At 63.9% G+C, this 19,567-nt stretch carries 21 protein-coding genes and 2 tRNA genes; 7 read left to right on the top strand and 16 right to left on the bottom strand.

Annotated features, from left to right (window positions below; genetic code table 11):
• Window positions 1-37: 37 nt before the first annotated feature.
• The 12 genes from AC0L27_RS26390 to AC0L27_RS26335 all read right to left on the bottom strand — a co-directional run bounded on the left by AC0L27_RS26390 (window position 38) and on the right by AC0L27_RS26335 (window position 7,632).
• Window positions 38-334 carry a hypothetical protein gene (locus AC0L27_RS26390; RefSeq protein ID WP_354210416.1) on the bottom strand — a complete coding sequence of 99 codons (297 nt, stop codon included), beginning with the start codon at window positions 332-334 and terminating at the stop codon, window positions 38-40.
• A gap of 105 nt (window positions 335-439) precedes the next feature.
• Window positions 440-673, bottom strand: coding sequence for a hypothetical protein (locus AC0L27_RS26385; protein WP_473304716.1), 234 nt, complete (start codon window positions 671-673; stop codon window positions 440-442).
• A gap of 236 nt (window positions 674-909) precedes the next feature.
• On the bottom strand, window positions 910-1,089 hold the full coding sequence (locus tag AC0L27_RS26380; RefSeq protein ID WP_473320774.1) for a hypothetical protein: 180 nt from the start codon (window positions 1,087-1,089) through the stop codon (window positions 910-912).
• A 118-nt stretch (window positions 1,090-1,207) separates the two neighbouring features.
• Window positions 1,208-1,417 (bottom strand): hypothetical protein, encoded by a 210-nt coding sequence (locus tag AC0L27_RS26375; protein WP_354210414.1) that lies wholly within the window; start codon window positions 1,415-1,417, stop codon window positions 1,208-1,210.
• Between the two features lie 140 nt (window positions 1,418-1,557).
• Window positions 1,558-1,686, bottom strand: a complete 129-nt coding sequence (locus tag AC0L27_RS26370; RefSeq protein WP_007600646.1) for a hypothetical protein — start codon at window positions 1,684-1,686, stop codon at window positions 1,558-1,560.
• Between the two features lie 72 nt (window positions 1,687-1,758).
• On the bottom strand, window positions 1,759-2,226 hold the full coding sequence (locus tag AC0L27_RS26365) for a universal stress protein (protein WP_275172130.1): 468 nt from the start codon (window positions 2,224-2,226) through the stop codon (window positions 1,759-1,761).
• 400 nt (window positions 2,227-2,626) lie between these two features.
• Complete coding sequence (locus AC0L27_RS26360; RefSeq protein WP_354210413.1) at window positions 2,627-4,267, bottom strand: amidohydrolase; 1,641 nt, start codon at window positions 4,265-4,267, stop codon at window positions 2,627-2,629.
• A gap of 258 nt (window positions 4,268-4,525) precedes the next feature.
• Window positions 4,526-4,602, bottom strand: a tRNA-Ile gene (locus AC0L27_RS26355).
• Window positions 4,603-4,848: 246 nt separating this feature from the next.
• Entirely contained in the window at window positions 4,849-5,505 is a 657-nt protein-coding gene (locus tag AC0L27_RS26350; protein ID WP_473320771.1) for a hypothetical protein, read from the bottom strand.
• A gap of 24 nt (window positions 5,506-5,529) precedes the next feature.
• Window positions 5,530-5,955, bottom strand: a complete 426-nt coding sequence (locus AC0L27_RS26345) for a nucleoid-associated protein (RefSeq protein WP_473320769.1) — start codon at window positions 5,953-5,955, stop codon at window positions 5,530-5,532.
• 245 nt (window positions 5,956-6,200) lie between these two features.
• Window positions 6,201-6,276, bottom strand: a tRNA-Ile gene (locus AC0L27_RS26340).
• Between the two features lie 381 nt (window positions 6,277-6,657).
• On the bottom strand, window positions 6,658-7,632 hold the full coding sequence (locus AC0L27_RS26335; protein ID WP_354210411.1) for a Bug family tripartite tricarboxylate transporter substrate binding protein: 975 nt from the start codon (window positions 7,630-7,632) through the stop codon (window positions 6,658-6,660).
• A gap of 107 nt (window positions 7,633-7,739) precedes the next feature.
• On the opposite strand from AC0L27_RS26335, the gene AC0L27_RS26330 reads away from it, so the two are divergent.
• Window positions 7,740-8,717: a TAXI family TRAP transporter solute-binding subunit gene (locus AC0L27_RS26330; RefSeq protein WP_473320767.1), complete on the top strand. Its 978-nt coding sequence runs from the start codon at window positions 7,740-7,742 to the stop codon at window positions 8,715-8,717.
• A gap of 223 nt (window positions 8,718-8,940) precedes the next feature.
• Here the strand turns inward: AC0L27_RS26330 and AC0L27_RS26325 are convergent, their stop codons facing one another.
• Window positions 8,941-10,170, bottom strand: a complete 1,230-nt coding sequence (locus AC0L27_RS26325) for an ABC transporter substrate-binding protein (RefSeq protein WP_275172119.1) — start codon at window positions 10,168-10,170, stop codon at window positions 8,941-8,943.
• 97 nt (window positions 10,171-10,267) lie between these two features.
• Window positions 10,268-11,161: a helix-turn-helix transcriptional regulator gene (locus AC0L27_RS26320; protein ID WP_354210409.1), complete on the bottom strand. Its 894-nt coding sequence runs from the start codon at window positions 11,159-11,161 to the stop codon at window positions 10,268-10,270.
• Between the two features lie 401 nt (window positions 11,162-11,562).
• Here AC0L27_RS26320 and AC0L27_RS26315 point away from each other — a divergent pair, with 401 nt between their 5' ends.
• The 3 genes from AC0L27_RS26315 to AC0L27_RS26305 are packed head-to-tail and all read left to right on the top strand — an operon-like array spanning window position 11,563 to window position 15,518.
• Complete coding sequence (locus tag AC0L27_RS26315; protein ID WP_354210408.1) at window positions 11,563-12,396, top strand: ABC transporter substrate-binding protein; 834 nt, start codon at window positions 11,563-11,565, stop codon at window positions 12,394-12,396.
• Window positions 12,397-12,449: 53 nt separating this feature from the next.
• On the top strand, window positions 12,450-13,556 hold the full coding sequence (locus AC0L27_RS26310) for a molybdopterin-binding protein (RefSeq protein ID WP_354210460.1): 1,107 nt from the start codon (window positions 12,450-12,452) through the stop codon (window positions 13,554-13,556).
• Between the two features lie 12 nt (window positions 13,557-13,568).
• Window positions 13,569-15,518 carry a molybdopterin biosynthesis protein gene (locus tag AC0L27_RS26305; protein ID WP_473320764.1) on the top strand — a complete coding sequence of 650 codons (1,950 nt, stop codon included), beginning with the start codon at window positions 13,569-13,571 and terminating at the stop codon, window positions 15,516-15,518.
• Window positions 15,519-15,525: 7 nt separating this feature from the next.
• Here the strand turns inward: AC0L27_RS26305 and mobA are convergent, their stop codons facing one another.
• Both mobA and fdhD read right to left on the bottom strand, forming a co-directional pair.
• A complete protein-coding gene (gene mobA / locus AC0L27_RS26300) occupies window positions 15,526-16,161 on the bottom strand; it encodes a molybdenum cofactor guanylyltransferase MobA (protein WP_354210406.1) in 636 nt (211 codons plus the stop codon).
• Entirely contained in the window at window positions 16,148-17,038 is an 891-nt protein-coding gene (fdhD, locus tag AC0L27_RS26295; protein WP_354210405.1) for a formate dehydrogenase accessory sulfurtransferase FdhD, read from the bottom strand. The genes mobA and fdhD overlap by 14 nt, the downstream gene beginning before the upstream one ends.
• A gap of 208 nt (window positions 17,039-17,246) precedes the next feature.
• Here fdhD and mobB point away from each other — a divergent pair, with 208 nt between their 5' ends.
• The 3 genes from mobB to AC0L27_RS26280 are packed head-to-tail and all read left to right on the top strand — an operon-like array spanning window position 17,247 to window position 19,360.
• On the top strand, window positions 17,247-17,774 hold the full coding sequence (gene mobB, locus AC0L27_RS26290) for a molybdopterin-guanine dinucleotide biosynthesis protein B (RefSeq protein WP_354210404.1): 528 nt from the start codon (window positions 17,247-17,249) through the stop codon (window positions 17,772-17,774).
• 9 nt (window positions 17,775-17,783) lie between these two features.
• Complete coding sequence (locus AC0L27_RS26285; RefSeq protein ID WP_354210403.1) at window positions 17,784-19,040, top strand: molybdopterin molybdotransferase MoeA; 1,257 nt, start codon at window positions 17,784-17,786, stop codon at window positions 19,038-19,040.
• 56 nt (window positions 19,041-19,096) lie between these two features.
• Window positions 19,097-19,360, top strand: coding sequence for a sulfurtransferase TusA family protein (locus AC0L27_RS26280; protein WP_007606513.1), 264 nt, complete (start codon window positions 19,097-19,099; stop codon window positions 19,358-19,360).
• Window positions 19,361-19,567: the final 207 nt, after the last annotated feature.

Raw genomic sequence — 19,567 nt, 5'->3', positions numbered from 1 at the left:
TTTGCGTGAGCGAAATCGGTCAATCGTTCCGGCGCGCCTATTTGCGGTTCGCTCCGGTGGAGCCGGAACCTGGCATGGCCTGTTGGCCTCCTTGCGTTTGCCTGGTGTCGTTGTCGCCTGGCCGCGTCGTCGACGACTTCGCCGGTGCGTTCGCGCCGCCGCCATTGTTATCCGATGACGTGTTGAGGCTGGAGGCGCCCGCTCCCGTCGCGCCGCCGGTGCCAGAGGAGTCGATGCTCGACCCGGTCCTGGACGCACCCGCGCCGCCTTGCGCGAATGCGGAAGGGGAGAATGCGAGAGCCGCAACGAGCCCTGCGAGAACCAGCTTTTTCATGTCCGCTCCTTTGCTTGACGTCGTCACATGCCGTGCCGAGGCAAAGATTTGGGGACGCACCTGTTCCTGCGCGGGAGCGGAAATGCCGCACCACCGACGATTAAGTCATCCCGGACTCATCGCGCCCGGGGCGATCCGTTGCTGCGCTTGCGGTGTCAGCTCGTAGCGGTCGCCGGCCTTCACCAGCCAGCCCGCCTCGATCATGCGTCGCGTCATGCCCGCGCTGCACAGCGGGTGGCTGCCGCCGGGATGAAACAGCGCGCCCTCGCGTTCGATCAGGTAGCCGTAGAGCCGCGCCTGTCGAAGCGGGTTTTGCATCCCTGGTGTGGGCGCCTCCATGGTCTCTCGCGCAGTCCTCCAAGACGGCCCTGAAATGCCGGGCTGAGATGCCGGCCTGAGACGACGGGCCGATCCCCGTCAGGCGGTCCCGGCCTGTGACCCGGGGGCGGGGCTTCGAGCCAGGGCCGCCATTGCCGGAATCGCAAGGACCCGGCGCGGCCCAATACGCAACGGCCTAAGGTCGTTCCTACAAAAGCCGTTGCTCTCTGCGGGTTGCTGCCGGCAAGGCAAAGTGCCTAAGCCGACCAACGATCCTGCTCTTCCTGGTGGGCAGGCTCGTTCAGCCGTTCGGCGATCTGATCCGCGATCTTCTCCGACTCGGCCGAGGCGACCGGCTCGCCCTTATGTGTTTTGAGCTTGTCCTTGTCGGCTTCGATGGGAAAGTCGTCGGGCTTCAGTCCGGGATCCCTGGTCATGGCGCGCCTCATTGTGTCTCGCATCCGGAAAACACGGATGCGGGCCGTTCGTTGCTGGAACAATGAAGCCGCGGTGGAGAGTCACAGCCCGGCTCAATCGCCGCGTCCTGCGCTTTGCTCAGGCCCCGCCGACAGCCCGGATCACGGTCCCGCTGCCGCCGCACGTGGCGCAGGGAGCGCCGTCGATCCGCCCCTTGCCATGGCAATCGGGGCACACATCTTCGCCCGTGCCCGTCGTTCCCGGAGGGGCTTCATCCCCGGGGTTGAGCGCCGCCGAACCCGTCGGCGATGTCCCGGTCTTTGCGCCCTGCGTGTCGGTCTTGGTCATCTGCATCTCCCTCGAAAAGACCGCAACGCGCCTTGCGGCAGGAAGTGCCAATCGAGGATGTCAGGTCCGGTGCTCTCGAGAAGCACTTTGCCGGTGGCGTCCGCGCGAATTAGCGCGGCGGGAAGGTCATCACCTCATCATCACCGCACGCCCGTGCCCTTGCAGCGCTGGCACTTCACCACCTTGTCGCCCTTCTTGAGCAGGCCTTTGCCTTCGCAGTTCTTGCATTTCTGCTTCTTCTTGATGTTCGGGCCTTTTTCACTGGTCATGGATGGCTCCTGCCGCGGGAGAGCGGTCTTGTGCGGTCGTTCAGCGGATCAGCTGAGTGGTGCCAATAATCCCTACACTGATGCCGGCTTCGGCACCACCAGCACCGGCACGCTGCCGTCCACCAGGACCTCGGATGTCTGGCTGCCCAAAAACAGCTTCCTGAGGCCGCGTCGTCCATGAGAGGCCATCACGATCAGGTCGTATCCCCCAAGCTTGGCTGTTTCAATGATCGCAGTCGCGGGGTGCGCATTCGGAACGTGCAAGAATTCTGCAGGCGCGCCGATCTGCTCCGACATCGCGCGCGCTTGATCGAGCACCTTGCCCGCGCGGACCTTGCAGGCCGCGTCATAGCTATCGATCTCGTCCCGCGTCGGAATCCATCCCGAGTCGTGTCCGCCCCCATAGTCGATCGGCAGTGCTTCCGTCACAGTGATGATCGTCAGCCTGGCGTTCAAGGCCTTCGCCAGGGCAATGCCATGCTCAACGCCCTTCGTCGCGACGTCCGATCCGTCCGTGCTCAAGAGAATGTTGGCGTACATGCGGTGGCTCCCTTGCTCGTCGAACAAAGTGATGCCTGGGTAATATGGGCCGGTGTGCGGCATGGGTCTATGTGCGTTTTAGACGATGGTCTCGCCGTCACAGCTTCGAAAAGGCAGCCGCGCTAGGTGAACACGTCTCATCGTGCCGAGTATTTTTATTCACGTTTCTAATAAGGGATTACGGTCACAGTGCACTTAATTCAAAGTCTTCGTACCCCAAAAAGGGGCGGGCTCACTGAGTGCACAATCACCATATCGATGCCGTAGGCATAGCAGGCGGCGAAATTGGTATGACATCCGGCTCGGCCGCCGAAGCTGCATGTGTGGGCCGAGAGCGAATGTCGCCGCAATGGACAACAGACCGAGATCTCGTGAGAGCGGCGCGGTCGCCCTCCAGCTCTCATTTCGCGCTCGAGAAAGCATCCGCTGCGTAGACGATTTTGCCGCCCACGACCGTCAGCAGCGACGCCGTGGCGCCGATCTGCTCGACGGGGACGGACAAGAAATCCCGATCGAGAATCGCGAAGTCGGCGAGCTTGCCGGGCTCTAACGTGCCGCGTCGCGTCTCGTCGAAGCAGAACCACGCGCTTCCCACGGTGTAGAGGCGCAAGGCATCTTCGCGGCTGGGTGTTTCGTCCGGGCCGCGCGTCGAGTGTCCGCCGACGGTCTTGCCGTCGAGCATCCATTGCAGCGCCACGAACGGATTGTAGGATGCGACCCGATGCGCATCCGTGCCGGCCCCGACATGGACCCCAATGCGCAACGCCGTGACGATCGGTGGCATGCTGCGCGCGGCTTCGCCGACCTGCGCCACGATACGGTCGCCTCCGAGATACATCGCGTCCTGCATGGTCCAGCCGACACCGAGGGCTTTCATGCGCGCCAGTGTTTCGGGCGAGGTGTTGTCGAGATGGGCGATGGACCAGCGCAACGGCGCGAGCGGCGTCTCCTTGTTGACCTCGTCATAGAGGTCCAGGAGGTGATGGACGGATTTGTCTTCCTGCCAGTGGATGGTGACTGTCAGCCCTTGCTTGGCCGCCCAGCGAATGATTTCGCGGAACTTGTCCTTGGCGGCCGCGTCGGGCGCATTGTTGTTGTACATGGCGCCGGTGATCCGCTCGCCTAGTCCGTTGAACCGCAGCATGTCGTCGCCGAATCCCATCGGCAGGAACGGCGTGAGGGTCTTGTACTCCTCGAATTCCGCGCCGACATTCTGGGCGAACAGGCTGAAGGCAACCCGAACCGAAAGTGATTTGTCACGCCAGAGCTTTTGCAGGGCGGCGTAATGGCTGGGATAAATGCTGAAGCCGCCGGGATCCACGATCCCGGTCACGCCAAGACGATTGAGCTCCATGAAGAACTGCCGGGTGCCGGCGACATTCTCTTCGAAATTCGGCCTCGGCAGCCGATCGAACAGCGCGGAGATACTGACAATGGAACCGTTGAGCCAGCCCGTGCTGTCGCCCGATGCGGCTGTGATACCGGCCGGCAATTGATCCGCGGAAATCCCGAGCGCTTGCTGCGCTTTTGGCGTCATCAGCACCGCCGAATAGAACAACTGGATGTAAGCCGGATTGTCGGGAACGGCCGACATCACCTCGGCGAGCGTTGGCCGCCGCTTCTCCGCAAATTGCAATTCGCTCCAGCCACCGGCCACGATGATCCAGGACGCCGGGCGCGCCTTTGCCGCCTGGCGCAAGCGTTCCATGGCCTCGCCAATGGTCTTCGCGCCGATCCAGTTGACCTCGGTTGCGTAGGTGAGGCCGGCGCGCACGGCGTGAATATGGGAATCGATCAATCCCGGAATGATGGTGCGTCCACCTGCGTCGACACGGCGCGTCGCGGGCCCGATCAGGCCTTCCATGGCATCGTTGCCGCCAATCGCGACGATCTTGCCGTCGCGGACTGCGAGAGCCTGCGCGATCGTCGATGCGGGATCCAGCGTCACGAGCTTTGCGTTCGTGACAATAAGGTCGGCCTTTTGTGCGTAAGCCAAACTGGCCCAGCACGAGATCACCAAAATCGCCAGAAGCTTTCGCATACTCAGTCCCGACATGAGAGAGGCCGAAGCGGCGCCACACATCCGCCGCCGGATGCGCCCGCGGAGATCGCGTGTCGCAACGGAGAGTGTCGCGATCCTGAGCATGTCTGGCACCAACAAAATCAGCCGATCCACCGGAAAATTTGGTAACGGCTCAAGCAATTGATTGTTGGGCTTTGGCGCGGCGGCCTTCGCCCGCTTCGCTTGTCATTTATGGCTCCGGCTTGCCGAGCCGAAGCTCGCGAAGCGAGCGAAGGCTGGCGGACCCGGCAGGGCTCGAACCCGCAACCAGACCGTTATGAGCGGCCGGCTCTAACCATTGAGCTACAGGCTCCGCCGCGAGACGGCCGCGAAAGCTGCGGCCGGCAAGGGTGCGCGGTTCGTTTACAATCTTGAGCTTACGAGCCCATGTATTGAGTGCACGTGATCAGAAGCTTTCGATCCGCGAACGCGTCAGGGGTTTATTACGTGCAATTTGATCGTGCCTTCGAACTTGCGAAACAATCGGGTTCGTTGAGTGCACTATCAGCGCAATTCTTCTCATCGTAGTTCCGACAGTGAAAGCGTCACCGAGGCCTCGATCACTGAAATTGCTCCCGCTCTTCCCGCCCCGGCATCATTTGCTTGAGGTTTTCGAGAACAGACATGAGGTAGTGCGTCTGCCGTAGATACTCAGAAGCCTCGTTTTCATCGGGCAGGTTGGGCGAATGAGCTATAAGGTTTCTCGCATCCCGCAGCGTATCGTAAAGCTTGCCAATGCTCGGCGGTACGTTTCCCCGCGCCACCATCGAATACATGACCGAGGATGGCGAGGCGGGATCGAGACCCATTCGGTCAGCAATCTCAAACAGCAGTTTATCGACTTCATCGAGTCCAGAGAGCACCTTCCCGAACGCCGAACTCATTAAAAGTTGCCGGCGCATCTCCTTGCGATGCACAAAGCCCTTGGCAATCCTGTCCCGTTTTTCATCGGGCGAGAGCGAATCGTGACGCGGATCGGGCTTCGCCGGCTCGGTTTCTCGTGTTGGTGTGAGTTGCGGCGTCGGCTCATACTCGATGATCTTGGCGCCCTCTTCTAGCTTTTTCTTCCATGTGAGCTTTGCCCCACCAAAGCTAAACTCCTCGATACGTTCAGCCAGGACACCCAGGTGCTTTCTCAGCAGTATCAGTAAAACGATAACGACCAACGGCCACATGGCATGACCCGTCATCGCGGCGATAAACGTAAAAACGTCCATAACGCTACCTTTGCTTGCTGGCAGCTAATGTTTCCTCCGCATCGAGGATATCGCTGCGCCCAACTTGTCATTGACGATCGCGATCATCAAAAACTGTTTAGACTCATCCTCGAAATGCACGAAGAAAACATGTCCGCCGGTAGCCCCAGGCTTGCGGCGCGCTTGCGTCACCAATGTAGTCATCAGCGAATTGGTTAGAGCCTTAAAGTCTTTGCTCCCACCGTCGAGGTAAGTCCTGAGATAGGTCTGCGTTGGAAAGTGGACACTGTCGCTTGAGAACTTGCCGTGCGACTTAGACGCACGCCGGGCGTACAGACGGTGAAGCTCGTCGACAACGCGATTTACGGTGACACCTTTCTTCAAATCGGTCTTGCCAACTACAAACTCAAAATCGTTTTCGCCTTTGCGGCGCAAATCATGAATCGCGACGTGAAAAATCTTGCTTGGCACAGGCACTCCCCCAGCTAATTCTTGATAACGTATCGCTCGGTACGGGGGTGGTCACGTCCAAACAACAATGCCAAGTTGCGCGGAAGGTCGGGATTGACATAAGAACAAATAGAGAACATAGATGGCGTGTGCCCGGAGTCAATAGGAGAGAGCGGAGAAGGGCTTCGCTTCCGGCAGTCTCTTCATTTCGTCAAGCATCCAGAACAGATTGTGGCCCAGTGCTAGCGACCTAATTGGATTCGCACTGGTGGGCCCGGCAGGACTCGAACCTGCAACCAGACCGTTATGAGCGGCCGGCTCTAACCATTGAGCTACAGGCCCCGCCGCGAGACGGCTCGCGGGACTGCGCGGCCGGCAACGGTGCGCGGTTCGTTTACAGGGACGGAGGCGGGGGTGCAATGCTGGCGCCGGCGCTTGCAAACGTTGGCGCGGCAAGGCCTGAGATTTTTGAATAACCGAAATTTGCGATGATGCCCTTATAGTCCTGTTTTGCCCGACGGCGCAAGCCCACCTCGCCGAGCCTTCGCCCCCGTCCCCTGGCAATCGCGCCAGGGGGCTCGGTTTTCGATTCTGTAACCCCTTGTAATCCCAAGATGTTTCTACTGTGCATGGGGTTGTTTTCGCACATTTTGTCGGGAGGGGTCTTTCGATCCCCTCCGACGTCTCGTTGGCGCGCTGCAGGCGCGCGGCAGTTCCCCGGCGCTAGTCCACCGACACGCCGGCGAACTCCACCACCTTGCGCCACTTCTCGGTCTCGTCGGTGACCAGCTTGCCGAACTCGGCCGGCGTCATCGGCTTGGGGATGCCGCCGGTCTCGGTGAGGCGCGCGACCAGCTTCGGGTCCTTCAGCGCCTCGTTGACGGCCTTGTTGAGGATCTCGATCACATCAGGCGGCGTGCCCTTCGGCGCGGAGATGCCGTAGAAGCCGACCGATTCGAAGCCGGGCAACGTCTCGGCGATCGCGGGCACGTCCGGCACGCTCGGCCAGCGCTGCGGCGAGGTGACGCCGAGCGCGCGGACATTGCCGCCCTTGGCCTGCTCCATCGCGGAGGGGAGGTTGTCGAAGATCAGCTGCACCTTGTTGGAGATGATGTCGGGGAAGGCGATCGCCGAGCCCCGATAGGGCACGTGCACCATGTCGCACTTGGACATCACCTTGAACAGCTCCGCCGACATGTGCACCGAGGTGCCGTTGCCGGACGAGGCAAAGGAGATCTTGCCGGGATTGGCCTTGCAGTAGTCGATGAACTCCTGAACCGTCTTCGCCGGGAACGCGTTGGAGACGACCAGCATGTTGGTGAGCTGCATGATGCTGGCGACCGGCACGGTGTCGCGCAGGAAGTCGAACGGCAGCTTCTTGTAGAGCGAGGTCGAGATCGCGTTGTTGGGCGCGACGAACAGCAGCGTGTAGCCGTCTGGCGGTGAGGTGATCGCGGCAGCGGCCGCGATGTTGCCGCCGGAGCCGGTGCGGTTCTCTACGATGAATTGCTGGCCGAAGCGGTCGGTCAGCCACTGCGCCATGATCCGCGCCACGATGTCGACCGGGCCGCCGGCGGAGAAGCCGATGATCCAGTGCACGGGACGGTCGGGATAAGCGGCGGAGGCGGGAGGTGCGGCGCCCAACAGCGTTGAAAGGAAAACCAGCCCGAAAACACTGTTACGCAAAATTCGCAACATGACGCCTCCCATTGTTCTATTGTCGTTGAGCTGCATGCTTTCACAAAAACGGGGCGCTGCCTACATCGCCGCAAGTCGATGTTGACGCGCCCCCGCCGGGACCGACCATGAGATTCGCGATCACCCTTGTTCTCGGCGCGGCGCTGCTTTCAAGCCCCGCCATCGCTCAAACCGGAGGCAACGCCATTCCGAGCACGACACCCGGCCTGACGATCAGCCTGGGCACCGCGACGCCCGGCGGCGGCTTTCCGCTCTATGGCAACGCCTTTGCGCAGGCGATGAACGCGGCCGATCCGCAAGCCATCATCGCCCCGCGCAACACCAAAGGCAGCAACGAGAACGTTCCGCTGCTGGAGAAGGGCGAGCTCGATCTCGCTCTGGTCGCGGGCGAGCCGGCCTATGAAGCCTTCGCCGGCATCGGCCGCGCGCCGGTACGGTTGAAGATTCTCACGGCGATCTATTCCAACCCCGGAATGTTCGTGGTGCGCGCGGACAGCCCCTACAAGACCATTCGCGATCTCGTCGGCCAGCCCGTCGCATTCGGCGCCAAGGGCTCCGGCTTGCCGATCCTGGCGCGCTACGTGCTCGATGGGCTCGGGTTGAGGCAGGACGAGGATTTCAAGGCGATCTATCTCGACCGCGCCGGCGACGGCCCCGCGATGGTCGAGGATGGCCGTGTCGCAGCACTCTGGGGCGCGGGGATCGGCTGGCCCGGTTTTGCCGCGGTAGCCTCGAGCGCGTCAGGCGCGCGTTTCATCGCGCCTGATACCGAGGAGATCGCGCGCGTCCGCGCCAAGCACGCGTTCCTGAAGCCGCTCACCGTGCCCGCCGGCAGCTACCCGAACCAATCCGAGCCGATCGCCTCGCTCGGCTCCTGGAGCTTTGTGCTGACGCGCGAAGATCTGCCCGACGATGTCGCCTATCGGCTGGCGAAGACGCTCCACAGTGTCGAGCCGACATTCTGCAAGCAGCTCGCCCAGGCCTGCGAGACCACGGCCGCGAACACCGTCGCCGCCGCGCCGAAGCCCGAGCTGATCCATCCGGGCGCCGCAAAATACTTCCGCGAAATCGGAGTGCTGAAGTAGCGAGCGGCCGCCCGCTTACTTCCTTCTCCCCTCATGTCCGCCGAAGCCTTGGCGAAGGCGGATGCGGGAGAAAGTGGCGCGAAGCGCCGGATGAGGGGTATCTCTCCGCGCATTCAGCGAGAGCTGGTCGAGCGGAGACAACCCCTCACCCGGCTTCGCTTCGCGAATCCACCCTCTCTCGCAAGGGGAGAGGGTGCACCGTCAGCGCGACTTCGCTACACCCTCACTTCTTCACCATCGCACACGCCGGGTCCGGCGGACCGAACGCCTTGTCGCCCGAGATCGTCGTGAGGATCTTGTAATAGTCCCACGGATATTTGCTTTCCTCCGGCGTCTTCACCTGCACCAGCCAGAGATCGTGCACCATCAGATTGTCATCGCGTAAGCGGCCGTTGCGGGCGAAGAAATCCTCGATCGGCTTTTCCCGCATCTTGGCGGCGACCTTGAGCGGATCGTCGGTGCCGGTGTCCTTGATGGCGTTGAGATAGTGCATCACGCTCGAATAGACGCCCGCCTGCCACATCGACGGCATCTTGTTCATCTTGGCGAAGTAGCGCTTCGACCATTCGCGGGTCTTGTCGTCCAGGTCCCAATAGAATGAGGTCGTCAGCAACAGCCCTTGCGCGGCCTGCAGGCCGAGGCCATGAATGTCGGTGATCAGCGCCAGCAGTGCCGCCATCTGCTGGCCGCCCTTGAACACGCCGAACTCGGAGCCGGTCTTGATCTCGTTCATGTTGTTGGGGGGACCCGCGGCGATGCCGATGATCTTGGCCTTGGAGGCCTGCGCCTGCAGCACGAACGAAGAGAGGTCGGGCGTTGCCAGCGGCGGCTTCACCGAGCCCAGCACCTTGCCGCCATTGGCGGTCACCACCGCCGAGGCGTCGCGCTCCAGCGAATGGCCGAAGGCATAGTCGTCGGTGATGAAGAACCAGCTGTCGCCGCCGCGCTTGACCACCGCGTCCGCGGTGCCGACCGCGAGCGCGCGGGTGTCGAACACCCACTGGATCGCGTAAGGCGAGCAGAACTTGCCGTGGAAATCCGCGGTGCCGGTGGAGTGGGTGATGAACAGCCGCTTCTTCTCGTTGGCCATGTTCTGCACCGCGAGCCCGACCGCGGAGACCGGCACGTCGACGATCAGATCGACCTGGTCGACGTCGTACCAGCGCCGTGCAATCGCGCCGCCGATATCGGCCTTGAGCTGATGGTCGCCGACGACGATGCTGATCGGCTTGCCGAGCACGGTGCCGCCGAAATCGTCGATTGCCATCTGCGCCGCCGTCACCGAGCCCTGGCCGGTCGGCGCCGAGGCCGGACCGTTCATGTCGGTGAGCACGCCGATCTTGACGACGTCGTCGGACACCTGCGCCAATGCGGCGCCCGGCAGCAGTGTTGCTGCCACGAACGTCGCTGCAAAGCCGGCAGCGACCGGCAGTCCAAATCTCGTTGGCTTCACGTTTGTCCTCCCCTGATCCGGCGCGTTGGCCGGTGTGCCCCGGGTATGCCCGGCTGAATTGGTTTCTTTTGCAACTATTTGGGGGCGGGCGTCAACGTCAGCCGGCGAAGCGGATCTGTCCGGCCGGGGAGGGATCGTAGCCGGTCAGCTCCTCGGCGCGCTGGAGCAACCGCTTTTCGCTGAGGAACCGGATCAGGCCCTGCATGGCGGGGCGGAAATAGCTGCGCTGCCGCATCGCGAGGTCGAAGTTCTCCCAGACCAGCGGCACGAAATCGAGGCCGGCCGAGCGCGCCGACGCACGCGTCGCGATTCCGCAATCGGCTTGTCCCGCGCGGACGATCTCGGCGAGATCCGGCCCGGTCAGAGCGGGCGTCTCGATCCGGCGCAAATCGCGCGTCGAGGCGCCGGCGCGCTTCAGCAGCACATCGAGCAGCATCTGCGCGCCCGTGCCCTGTTGCCGCATCGCCATCCTGGCCCCGAGCGCGAGCACGTCGGAAAGGCCGCGCAGCCGCTTGGGATTGCCCGGCGGCAGCACGAGACCTTGCTCGCGGCGCACGAACGCGACCAGCAATGCATCATGCAGGTCCGGAGCATCTCGCAGGACCGTCGCATTGGCGTCGGCGGCGAGATTGCCGCCGGCATCGAGGCTGTGGAAGTGCATTGCCACGGCCATCACCTCGTCGCGCTGCAAGCGCTCGAGCCCGCGCGCGCTGCCCTCGCTCATCGATCCCAGGCCCGAGCCGGATTCGCGCAGACCCCAATCCAGAAGCTCGTCCTGGCTGCCGCCGACGACCGGCGGCGGCTCGGCGATCAGCATGCCGGCCGGACGCGCCAGTCCGGACAGCACCCAGAGATCGAGCTCGTGCCGCGGGAAGAGCCACTTTCCGGTCACCTTGGTGCAGGGGATCGCACCGGTGGTGACCAGTTCGTATAGCTTGCGTTCGCCGAGCCGAAGATAGTCGGCGGCTTCGCTGGTCGTCAGGAATTCCATCCTGCATTCCTATGCAAATTCTTGCTTCTTTTTGACGTTCGACGCAGGTGGAATTCTGCATTTCAAGTTTTGTCCGCCACGACCATGCCCGATCATCTCGTTGCTTTGCAACACATCCTCACGCGCGATCCCTGCTTTGGTGAACGATCCTGAATCGCTCGCGTGGTGTGGATCGTGCGGCTGTCGCGTGCGCGACTGCAATCGGCATGCCGCTCCGTGCGTTGCCGAGATTTCCCGAATTGTCGGCGCGCGGCGCGCAGGGTAAGTCTGTCGCCGGTAGTGGTTTGATCCGCGCTCTATCTTTTGTTGTTGGCATCCGGCGCCGCAACGAGCAACCGCGTCACGAGTGCGGCGCAATCGATCATCATCATGATCGCGTCTTAGCCAGTGGGAACCCGATCATGGCCGTCCGCCGCCTCTCTGTTGCATTCGCGCTTGTCTGCGGCCTCGCCGCAGGCGTTGCGGCGTCATCCGCGGAGGACCGCGCGATCGTGCTCGTCACGACCTCAGCGACGCAGGAGTCCGGCCTGCTCGACTATCTGCTGCCGATATTCCGTGACAAGACCGGCATCGAGGTGACGGTGATCGCGCGGCGCGCCGACGAGGTGCTCGAGGGGGCACGAAGGGGCGAAGTCGACGTCGTGCTGATGCATGCACGGCCGCAGGAGGAGAAATTCGTTGCCGACGGCTTTGCCGCGAAGCGCTTCGACGTGATGTACAACGACTATGTGCTGATCGGGCCGAAGAGCGATCCCGCCGGCGTCAAGGGCAAGGACATCGCGACCGCGCTGAAGGCGATCGAGGCCAAGGGCGCGCCGTTCGTGACGCGCGGAGACCGCTCGGGCACGCATGCCGCTGAGCTCGCGCTCTGGATCGTTGCCGGCATCGACATCGCCCGCACCAAGGGCGCCTGGTATCGCGAAGCCAAGCAGGACATGGCCTCCGCCCTCGACGCAGCGCGCGCGGCGAACGCCTATGTGCTGTCCGACCGCGGCGGCTGGATCGCTTTTCGGGAACGCGGCGATCTCGACATCGTCGTCGAAGGCGACAAGCGGCTGCTCAATCAGTACGGCGTGATGCTGGTGAACCCCGCGAAGTTTCCGAACGTCAAGAAGGAGTTGGGGCAAGACTTCGTCGACTGGCTGATCTCGCCCGACGGACAGGCGGTGATCGCCCGATACAAGGTCGACGGACAACAACTGTTCTTCCCCAATGCGGACAAGTCGGGCGGCTGACGTTCGTATCGCCAGCGGTTGCCAAACCGGGCGATGCGTGGTCCACCATGCGCATGACCCAGCGCCTGCCGCCATCGCTGACGCCGCTCGACGCCGCGCTCGCTGCGTTGCTGACAGGGCTTGATCCGCTCGCGCCGGTGGAGTTGCCGCTGAGTGAAGCGGCCGGCTGTATCGCGGCCGGCAATCCGCTGCTCGCGGCCCGACCGCCTCGCGACGTCGCTGCCGCGGACGGCTGGGCGCTATGCGCCAATGATCTGGTCGGCGCGTCCTCCTATTCACCGCTGCCTCTCGCAACAGCGCCCGCCTGGGTCGATGCCGGCGAGGCGATGCCGGCGGGATGCGACTGTGTGCTCGATGCCGACGCAGTCGAACTGTCTGGTCCGCTCGCCCAGGTGCTGGCGGAGGGCGTGCCGGGGCAGGGCGTCAGGCGTGCTGGAAGCGACATCGACGGACGCACGCCTGCCGCGGCAAAGGGGTATCCGATCGATCCTGGCGCTCTGCTGCTCGCGCGCGCCGCCGGACTGAACCGACTGCGCGTGCGCCGTCCGCGGCTGCGCATTGTCAATGTACCAGGCGCAACGGGAACCATGCATCTGATCGCGGACATCGCACGCGCCGCAGGACTGGATGTGCAAACGAGCGAGGCCGGCGCGCGCGATGCGGGATCGATCGCGGCGGCGTTCGGTGCGCCCACCTGCGATCTCCTGCTGACGATCGGCGGCAGCGGTGTCGGTCGCACGGATGCAGCGGTCACGGCGCTGGCCCAGCATGGTGACGTGATCGCCCATGGTCTTGCGCTCCAGCCCGGACGCACCGCCGCGGTCGGGCGGCTCGGAACCATTCCTGTCGTCGCCTTGCCCGGATCGCCGGATCATGCGCTCGCGGTCTGGCTCGCGCTCGTGCGGCCGCTCGTAGACCCGCTATCGGCGCGGCTGCCGCGCCGACAGATGAACTTGCCGCTCGCGCGAAAAATTGCATCCAGCGTCGGCATCGCCGAAATGGTCCTGCTGGCCGAGGAACATCGTGCGTGGGTGCCGCTTGCGGTAGGAGAATGGCCGCTCCAGGCAATTGCCCGTGCGGATGCATGGCTGCTCGTTCCCGCCAGTCACGAGGGATTTGCAGCGGGCGCGCCGGTCGATGCCTATCTAATGCGGGAATGATATGGGTTTAGCATGACCGTGATCCCGCAATCGCAAGTCCGCAGCGCGCTCGAACAGGAACAGTTCCTCAAAATCCTTTCCCGCGAGGAGGCCCTGGCTCGCTTCGAGGCCGCGCTGTTCCCGCGCGCTCTTTTGAGCGAAACGCGCAAACTCGGTGCTGCGCTCGGTGCGTCGCTCGCTGAAGACTTCACTGCGCCGATCGACGTGCCGCCGTTCGACCGTTCCAATGTCGACGGCTTTGCGGTGCGCTCGGCGGACCTTGCGAGAGCCGGCGAAGGCGCGCCGGTTCGCCTCGGGTTGAATGGCGAGACCATTCACTGCGGCACCGTCCCGGCGCTGCAAGTGGCGGCGGGAACGGCAACGGCGATTGCCACCGGCGGTCCGCTGCCGCGCGGTGCCGATGCCGTGGTCATGGTCGAGCATACCCAGCCGGCCGGGTCGGGTGCGATCGAGGTCCGTCGCGCGGCCTCGCCCGGGCAATTCATATCCTACGCAGGATCCGATATCGCGCGCGGCGAGGCGCTGCTGCGCGCCGGCACGATCATCGGCTCGCGCGAGGTCGGCATGCTGGCGGCTTGCGGTATTGCCGAAGTGCGCGTCGTGCGCAAACCTCGTGTGGCCGTGATCTCCACCGGCGACGAACTGGTTCAGCCGGGCGAGGTGCTCGCGCCTGCTGCGATCTACGACACCAACGGCGCGATCGTCACTGCTGCGATCGACGAGAACGGCGGTGAAGCGGTGTTCCTCGGCGCCATTCCCGACGACGAAGCCCAGCTCGAAGCCGCCATGCGGCGTGCGCTTGCGGACGCCGACATGCTGGTGCTCTCCGGCGGCACGTCGAAAGGCGCGGGCGATCTCTCCCATCGCATCATCGGCCGGCTCGGCCAGCCCGGCATCATCGCGCATGGCATCGCGCTCAAGCCCGGCAAGCCGCTGTGTCTTGCGGTGTGCGACGGCAAGCCGGTGGTGATCCTGCCGGGTTTTCCGACCTCGGCGATGTTCACCTTCCACGACATGATCGTGCCCGTGCTGCGCAAGATTGCGGGATTGCCCCCACGCGCCGATGCCAGGGTGAGCGCGACCGTGCCGGTGCGCATTGCGTCCGAGCTCGGCCGCACCGAATTCGTCATGGTCTCGCTGGTGGAAGGCAAGGACGGCTTGATCGCCTATCCCTCCCGCAAGGGATCCGGTGCGATCACGTCGTTCGCGCAGGCCGACGGTTTTCTGCGCATCGACGCGCTCGCCGACCAGATGCCGGCCGGAACCGAGGCCGAGGTGACGCTCTTCACGCCGCACGTGCGGGTGCCCGATCTCGTCATCGTCGGCAGCCATTGTACCGGACTCGATCTCGTCACGGCGCAACTCGCGCATGCCGGCCTGACCGTGCGTTCGATCGCGGTCGGCAGTCTCGGCGGACTTGCGGCGGCACGGCGCGGCGAATGCGATCTGGCGCCGATCCATCTATTCGACGACAAGACCGAGACCTACAATACGCCTTACCTCGTCGAAGGACTCGAACTCGTGCCAGGCTGGCGAAGGATGCAGGGCATCGTGTTCCGCAAGGGAGACAAGCGTTTCGAAGGCCACAGCGCGAAGGACGCCGTCGTCGCGGCGCTCGCTGATCCCTCCTGCATCATGGTCAACCGTAACCAGGGCGCCGGCACGCGCATCCTGATCGATCGCTTGCTCGGTGGTGCGCGCCCGGAAGGCTATTGGAACCAGCCACGCTCGCACAATGCGGTGGCCGCGGCGGTCGCACAGCACCGCGCCGACTGGGGCATGACCATTGCGCCAGTCGCCCATGCGGTCGGCCTCGGTTTCATTCCCCTCGCGGAGGAACACTATGACTTCGCACTGGTCACAGCGCGCAAGCAGCGACCAGCAGTGCAGGCCTTTCTAGATGCGCTCGGCTCGGACGAGGCTCGCGCGGCACTGGAGGGGGCGGGATTCCGGCCGGCGTAGAGCTTGATTAAGACGCCGCATCCAGTGCGGCCAGCCGCTCGGCTTCCGCGATATCCTCGACCGTGTTGGCATTGAAGAACGGATCGAGCGGCTCGGTCTGCCACGTCACCGTCGCGAGCGGGTAGCGCGCGGTCCAGCGGTCGATCTTGCGGAGATCCTCGACCACCAGCGCGTGACGCAGTTCGTCGCGCAAGCCAACGCGCCACAAGCCTATCACCGGATGCGACTGGCCGCCTGATGCCGCGACGGCGAGCTCGGCATTCGCGGCGAGGCGTTCTTCGTGCAAGCGCGCGACCAGATCGCGCGGCAGGAACGGGCAGTCGCCGGCGGCACTGAGCACCCACTCCACCTCAGGCCGGTTCGCCGCGGTCCAGTCGAGCGCGGCAAGGATGCCGGCGAGCGGGCCGGGAAAGCCGGGCACGTCGTCGGCGACGACCTGCAAACCGAACGCGGCGAAGCGGGCGGGATCGCCATTGGCGTTGAGGATCAGCCCGCTGCATTGCGGCTTCAGGCGTGCGATCACCCGCTCCAGGATGGTGCGCCCGCCAATGGTGCGCATCGGCTTGTCGCCGCCGCCCATGCGCCGCGCGAGGCCGCCGGCGAGCAGCACGCCTTGCGTGGTCGGAAAGCTAATCGTCACCACCTTCACCCTTGCGCTTGTGCTTGGCCGATTCCTCCTCGACGTAAGCGAGGTTCTGGTCGTAGACGATGCGCTCTTCCCCCGACAACGCGATGAACCGTTTGCCGCGTGCGCGGCCGACCAGCGTCAAGCCCACCTGCCGGGCGAGATCGACGCCCCAGGCGGTGAAGCCGGAGCGCGATACCAAAATTGGAATTCCCATGCGGACCGTCTTGATCACCATCTCGGAGGTGAGCCGTCCCGTGGTGTAGAGGATCTTGTCGGACGCATCGACGCCGTGGCGGTACATCCAGCCCGCGATCTTGTCGACGGCGTTGTGACGGCCGACATCCTCGGTGTAGCAGAGCGGCTCGCCCTCCCTGCAGAGCACGCAGCCGTGGATCGCACCGGCCTCCAGATAGAGCGAGGGCATGGTGTTGATGGTCTGAGTCATCTGGTAGAGCCAGGAGGTGCGCAGCTCCGCCTTCGGCAGCGCGACGCTCTCGACCGCCTCTAACAGATCGCCGAAGGCGGTGCCCTGCGCGCAGCCCGAAGTCTGCGTGCGCTTCTTCAGCTTGGCTTCGAAATTGGTGTGGTGCTCGGTGCGCACCACCACCACCTGGAGGTCGTCGTCGTATTCGACCTCGGTGACCGCGTCGTTGTATTTCAGCATGTTCTGGTTGAGCAAATAGCCCAGCGCCAGATATTCCGGATAGTCGCCGATCGTCATCATGGTGACGATCTCCTGCGAATTCAGGTAGAGCGTCAGCGGGCGCTCCACCGGCACCTTGATCTCGATCCTGGCGCCGGACTGGTCGGTCCCGGTCACGCTCTCGGTGAGGCGCGGGTCCTCGGTGTCGGGGACGATCAGGGGCGCTGGGGCTTTGTCGATCTTCATCATGGCCGCGACGTTAGCATGACATTCGGGTCAAGCCGATATAAGCATGCTAGCGAGAGAACGAAATGCCGCCTATTCGTCATTGCGAGCGAAGCGAAGCAATCCAGGCTGCCGCCGTGGATGCATTCCTGGATTGCTTCGCCGCGCTCGCAATGACGGAGGAGAGAGTGGTTCCATCAAGGACCGGGTCGCTCGCGGAGACGGAGCTGGAATGAAAGTCATCGGCCTTGCAGGCTGGAGCGGTGCGGGCAAGACCACGCTGTTGACGCGGCTGATCCCGCATTTCAATGCGCTTGGCTTGCGCGTCTCGGTCATCAAGCATGCGCACCACCAGTTCGACGTCGACGTTCCCGGCAAGGATTCCTGGCGCCATCGCGAGGCCGGCGCGGCCGAGGTGCTGGTTGCTTCGTCAAATCGCTGGGCCCTGATGCACGAATTGCGCGGGGCGATGGAGCCGCGTCTGCCGGAACTGTTGAGCAAATTGTCGGAGGTCGATCTCGTCGTCGTCGAGGGTTTCAAGCGCGAGCCGCATCGCAAGATCGAAGTGCATCGCGCCGCCAACGACAAGCCGTTGCTGTTTCCCGATGATCCCGGAATTTTCGGGATCGCGGCTGACGTTGCCATTGAAACCCGACTGCCGACCGTCCATCTCGACGATATCGCCGCAGCCGCGGAATTGCTGCTTAGCGCGGCGATGCCGGTCGAGGAAGCGGTCGCGAAAAGCGCCGCGATGCGCTGACGAGGCACCATGGCGCAACTGTCGGACGATTGTTTTGCCTTCGGCGGACCGATGATGTCGGTCGACGAGGCCGTTGGTCTGATCACGACGCGCGTCAACGCCATAGTCGATCTCGAAACCGTGGCGCTTGTCGATGCTGATGGTCGTGTGCTGGCCCGCGATATCGCGGCGCCGCTGCCGTTGCCGCCGTTCACCAACTCCGCTGTTGACGGCTACGCCGTGCGCAACGCGGATCTTCCGGACAGCGCCGAGCGGGCACTCCCGCTCGACGGCCGCATCCAGGCCGGAGGTCTGGCACTGGCGCCGATCAAGGCCGGCCACACCGCGCGCATCTTCACCGGCGCGCCGATGCCGCCGGATGCCGAAACCGTCTTCATGCAGGAAGACGTCCGCGTCGATGGTACCGGCCGAATTGTGCTGCCGCCGGGGCTGAAGCCGGGCGCGAATGTCCGCCCTGCGGGAGAGGACATTCCACAAGGCCACATCGCGCTGCGCGCCGGCCAGCGCTTGCTGCCGCAGCATGTCGCGCTCGCGGCGGCGTTCGGCCTTGTCAGGCTCGACGTCGTCAGGCGCATCCGCGTCGCGGTGTTCTCGACCGGCGACGAACTGGCCTCGCCCGGCGAGCCGCGCGCGCCCTCGCAGCTGTTCGATTCCAATCGCTTCATGCTGATGGCGATGCTGCGCCGGCTCGGCTGCGACGTCAGCGATCTCGGCATTTTGCGCGACGAACGTATCTCGCTTGCGAATGGCCTCAAGCAAGTCGCCGGCACGCACGATCTGATCCTCACCACCGGCGGCGTGTCGACCGGGGAAGAGGATCACGTCAAGGCCGCAGTCGAGAGCATCGGCTCGCTGGTGTTGTGGCGGATGGCGATCAAGCCGGGACGTCCCGTGGCGATGGGCATCATTGAGGGCACGCCGCTGATCGGATTGCCGGGCAATCCCGTCGCGAGTTTCGTCACCTTCGTGCATGTGGTGAGGCCGACGGTGCTGGCGCTTGCGGGCAGCCTGCCGGCGCCGCTGTTGCCGATCCCGGTGCGCGCGGCATTCACCTACAGGAAGAAGGCGGGCCGACGCGAATATGTTCGGGCCTCCTTGCGGCGCACGCAGGACGGCGCACTCGAGGCAATCAAGTTTCCACGCGAGGGGGCTGGGCTGTTGTCCTCTCTGGTCGACACCGACGGCCTCATCGAGCTCGATGAGGAGGTCACGCGTGTCGAGCCGGGGCAGTGCGTGGGTTTCTTGTCCTATGCCGATCTGCTCTGAGTCCGGCGTTGTGCCTTGGCGTTGACGCCATCGGCCCTTCCCGCCATGTTGCGTCGATGACCAGAACGACGCTCGATCTCACCGGGCTGAAATGCCCGCTGCCCGCCCTGAAGACGCGCAAAGCGCTGAAGCCGCTGCAGCCGGGCGATCAGCTCGAAGTGTACTGCACCGATCCGCTGTCGGTGATTGACATTCCGAACCTGATCCGAGAGACCGGCGACACGGTGGAGATCACCGAGCGCAACGACGCGCGCATCGTGTTCTTGATAGAGAAGGCCGATCGCTCGATAGAAAATATCAATGGTGCGCTGCCCACTTAGCCGGCAGTCACTCGGTTGATACCTACCTTTTGTCTATCGACATCGATCATCACTTCTGCCCCAATTGACGTTCTCCGCCGAGATGCGGAGGTCGAGTCTTGCCTGCGATATGCGGAGCAAATGGGCCGTCGAAAGAAGCCCGGCCGTGGCGTCGGGCATAGTCCCCATGGTTAGGGGTTAAACGTCTCGGATGCGCGTGATGATCCT

Source organism: Bradyrhizobium sp. Ken51 (assembly GCF_055807435.1).
This window is presented reverse-complemented; position numbering and strand designations above follow the sequence as displayed.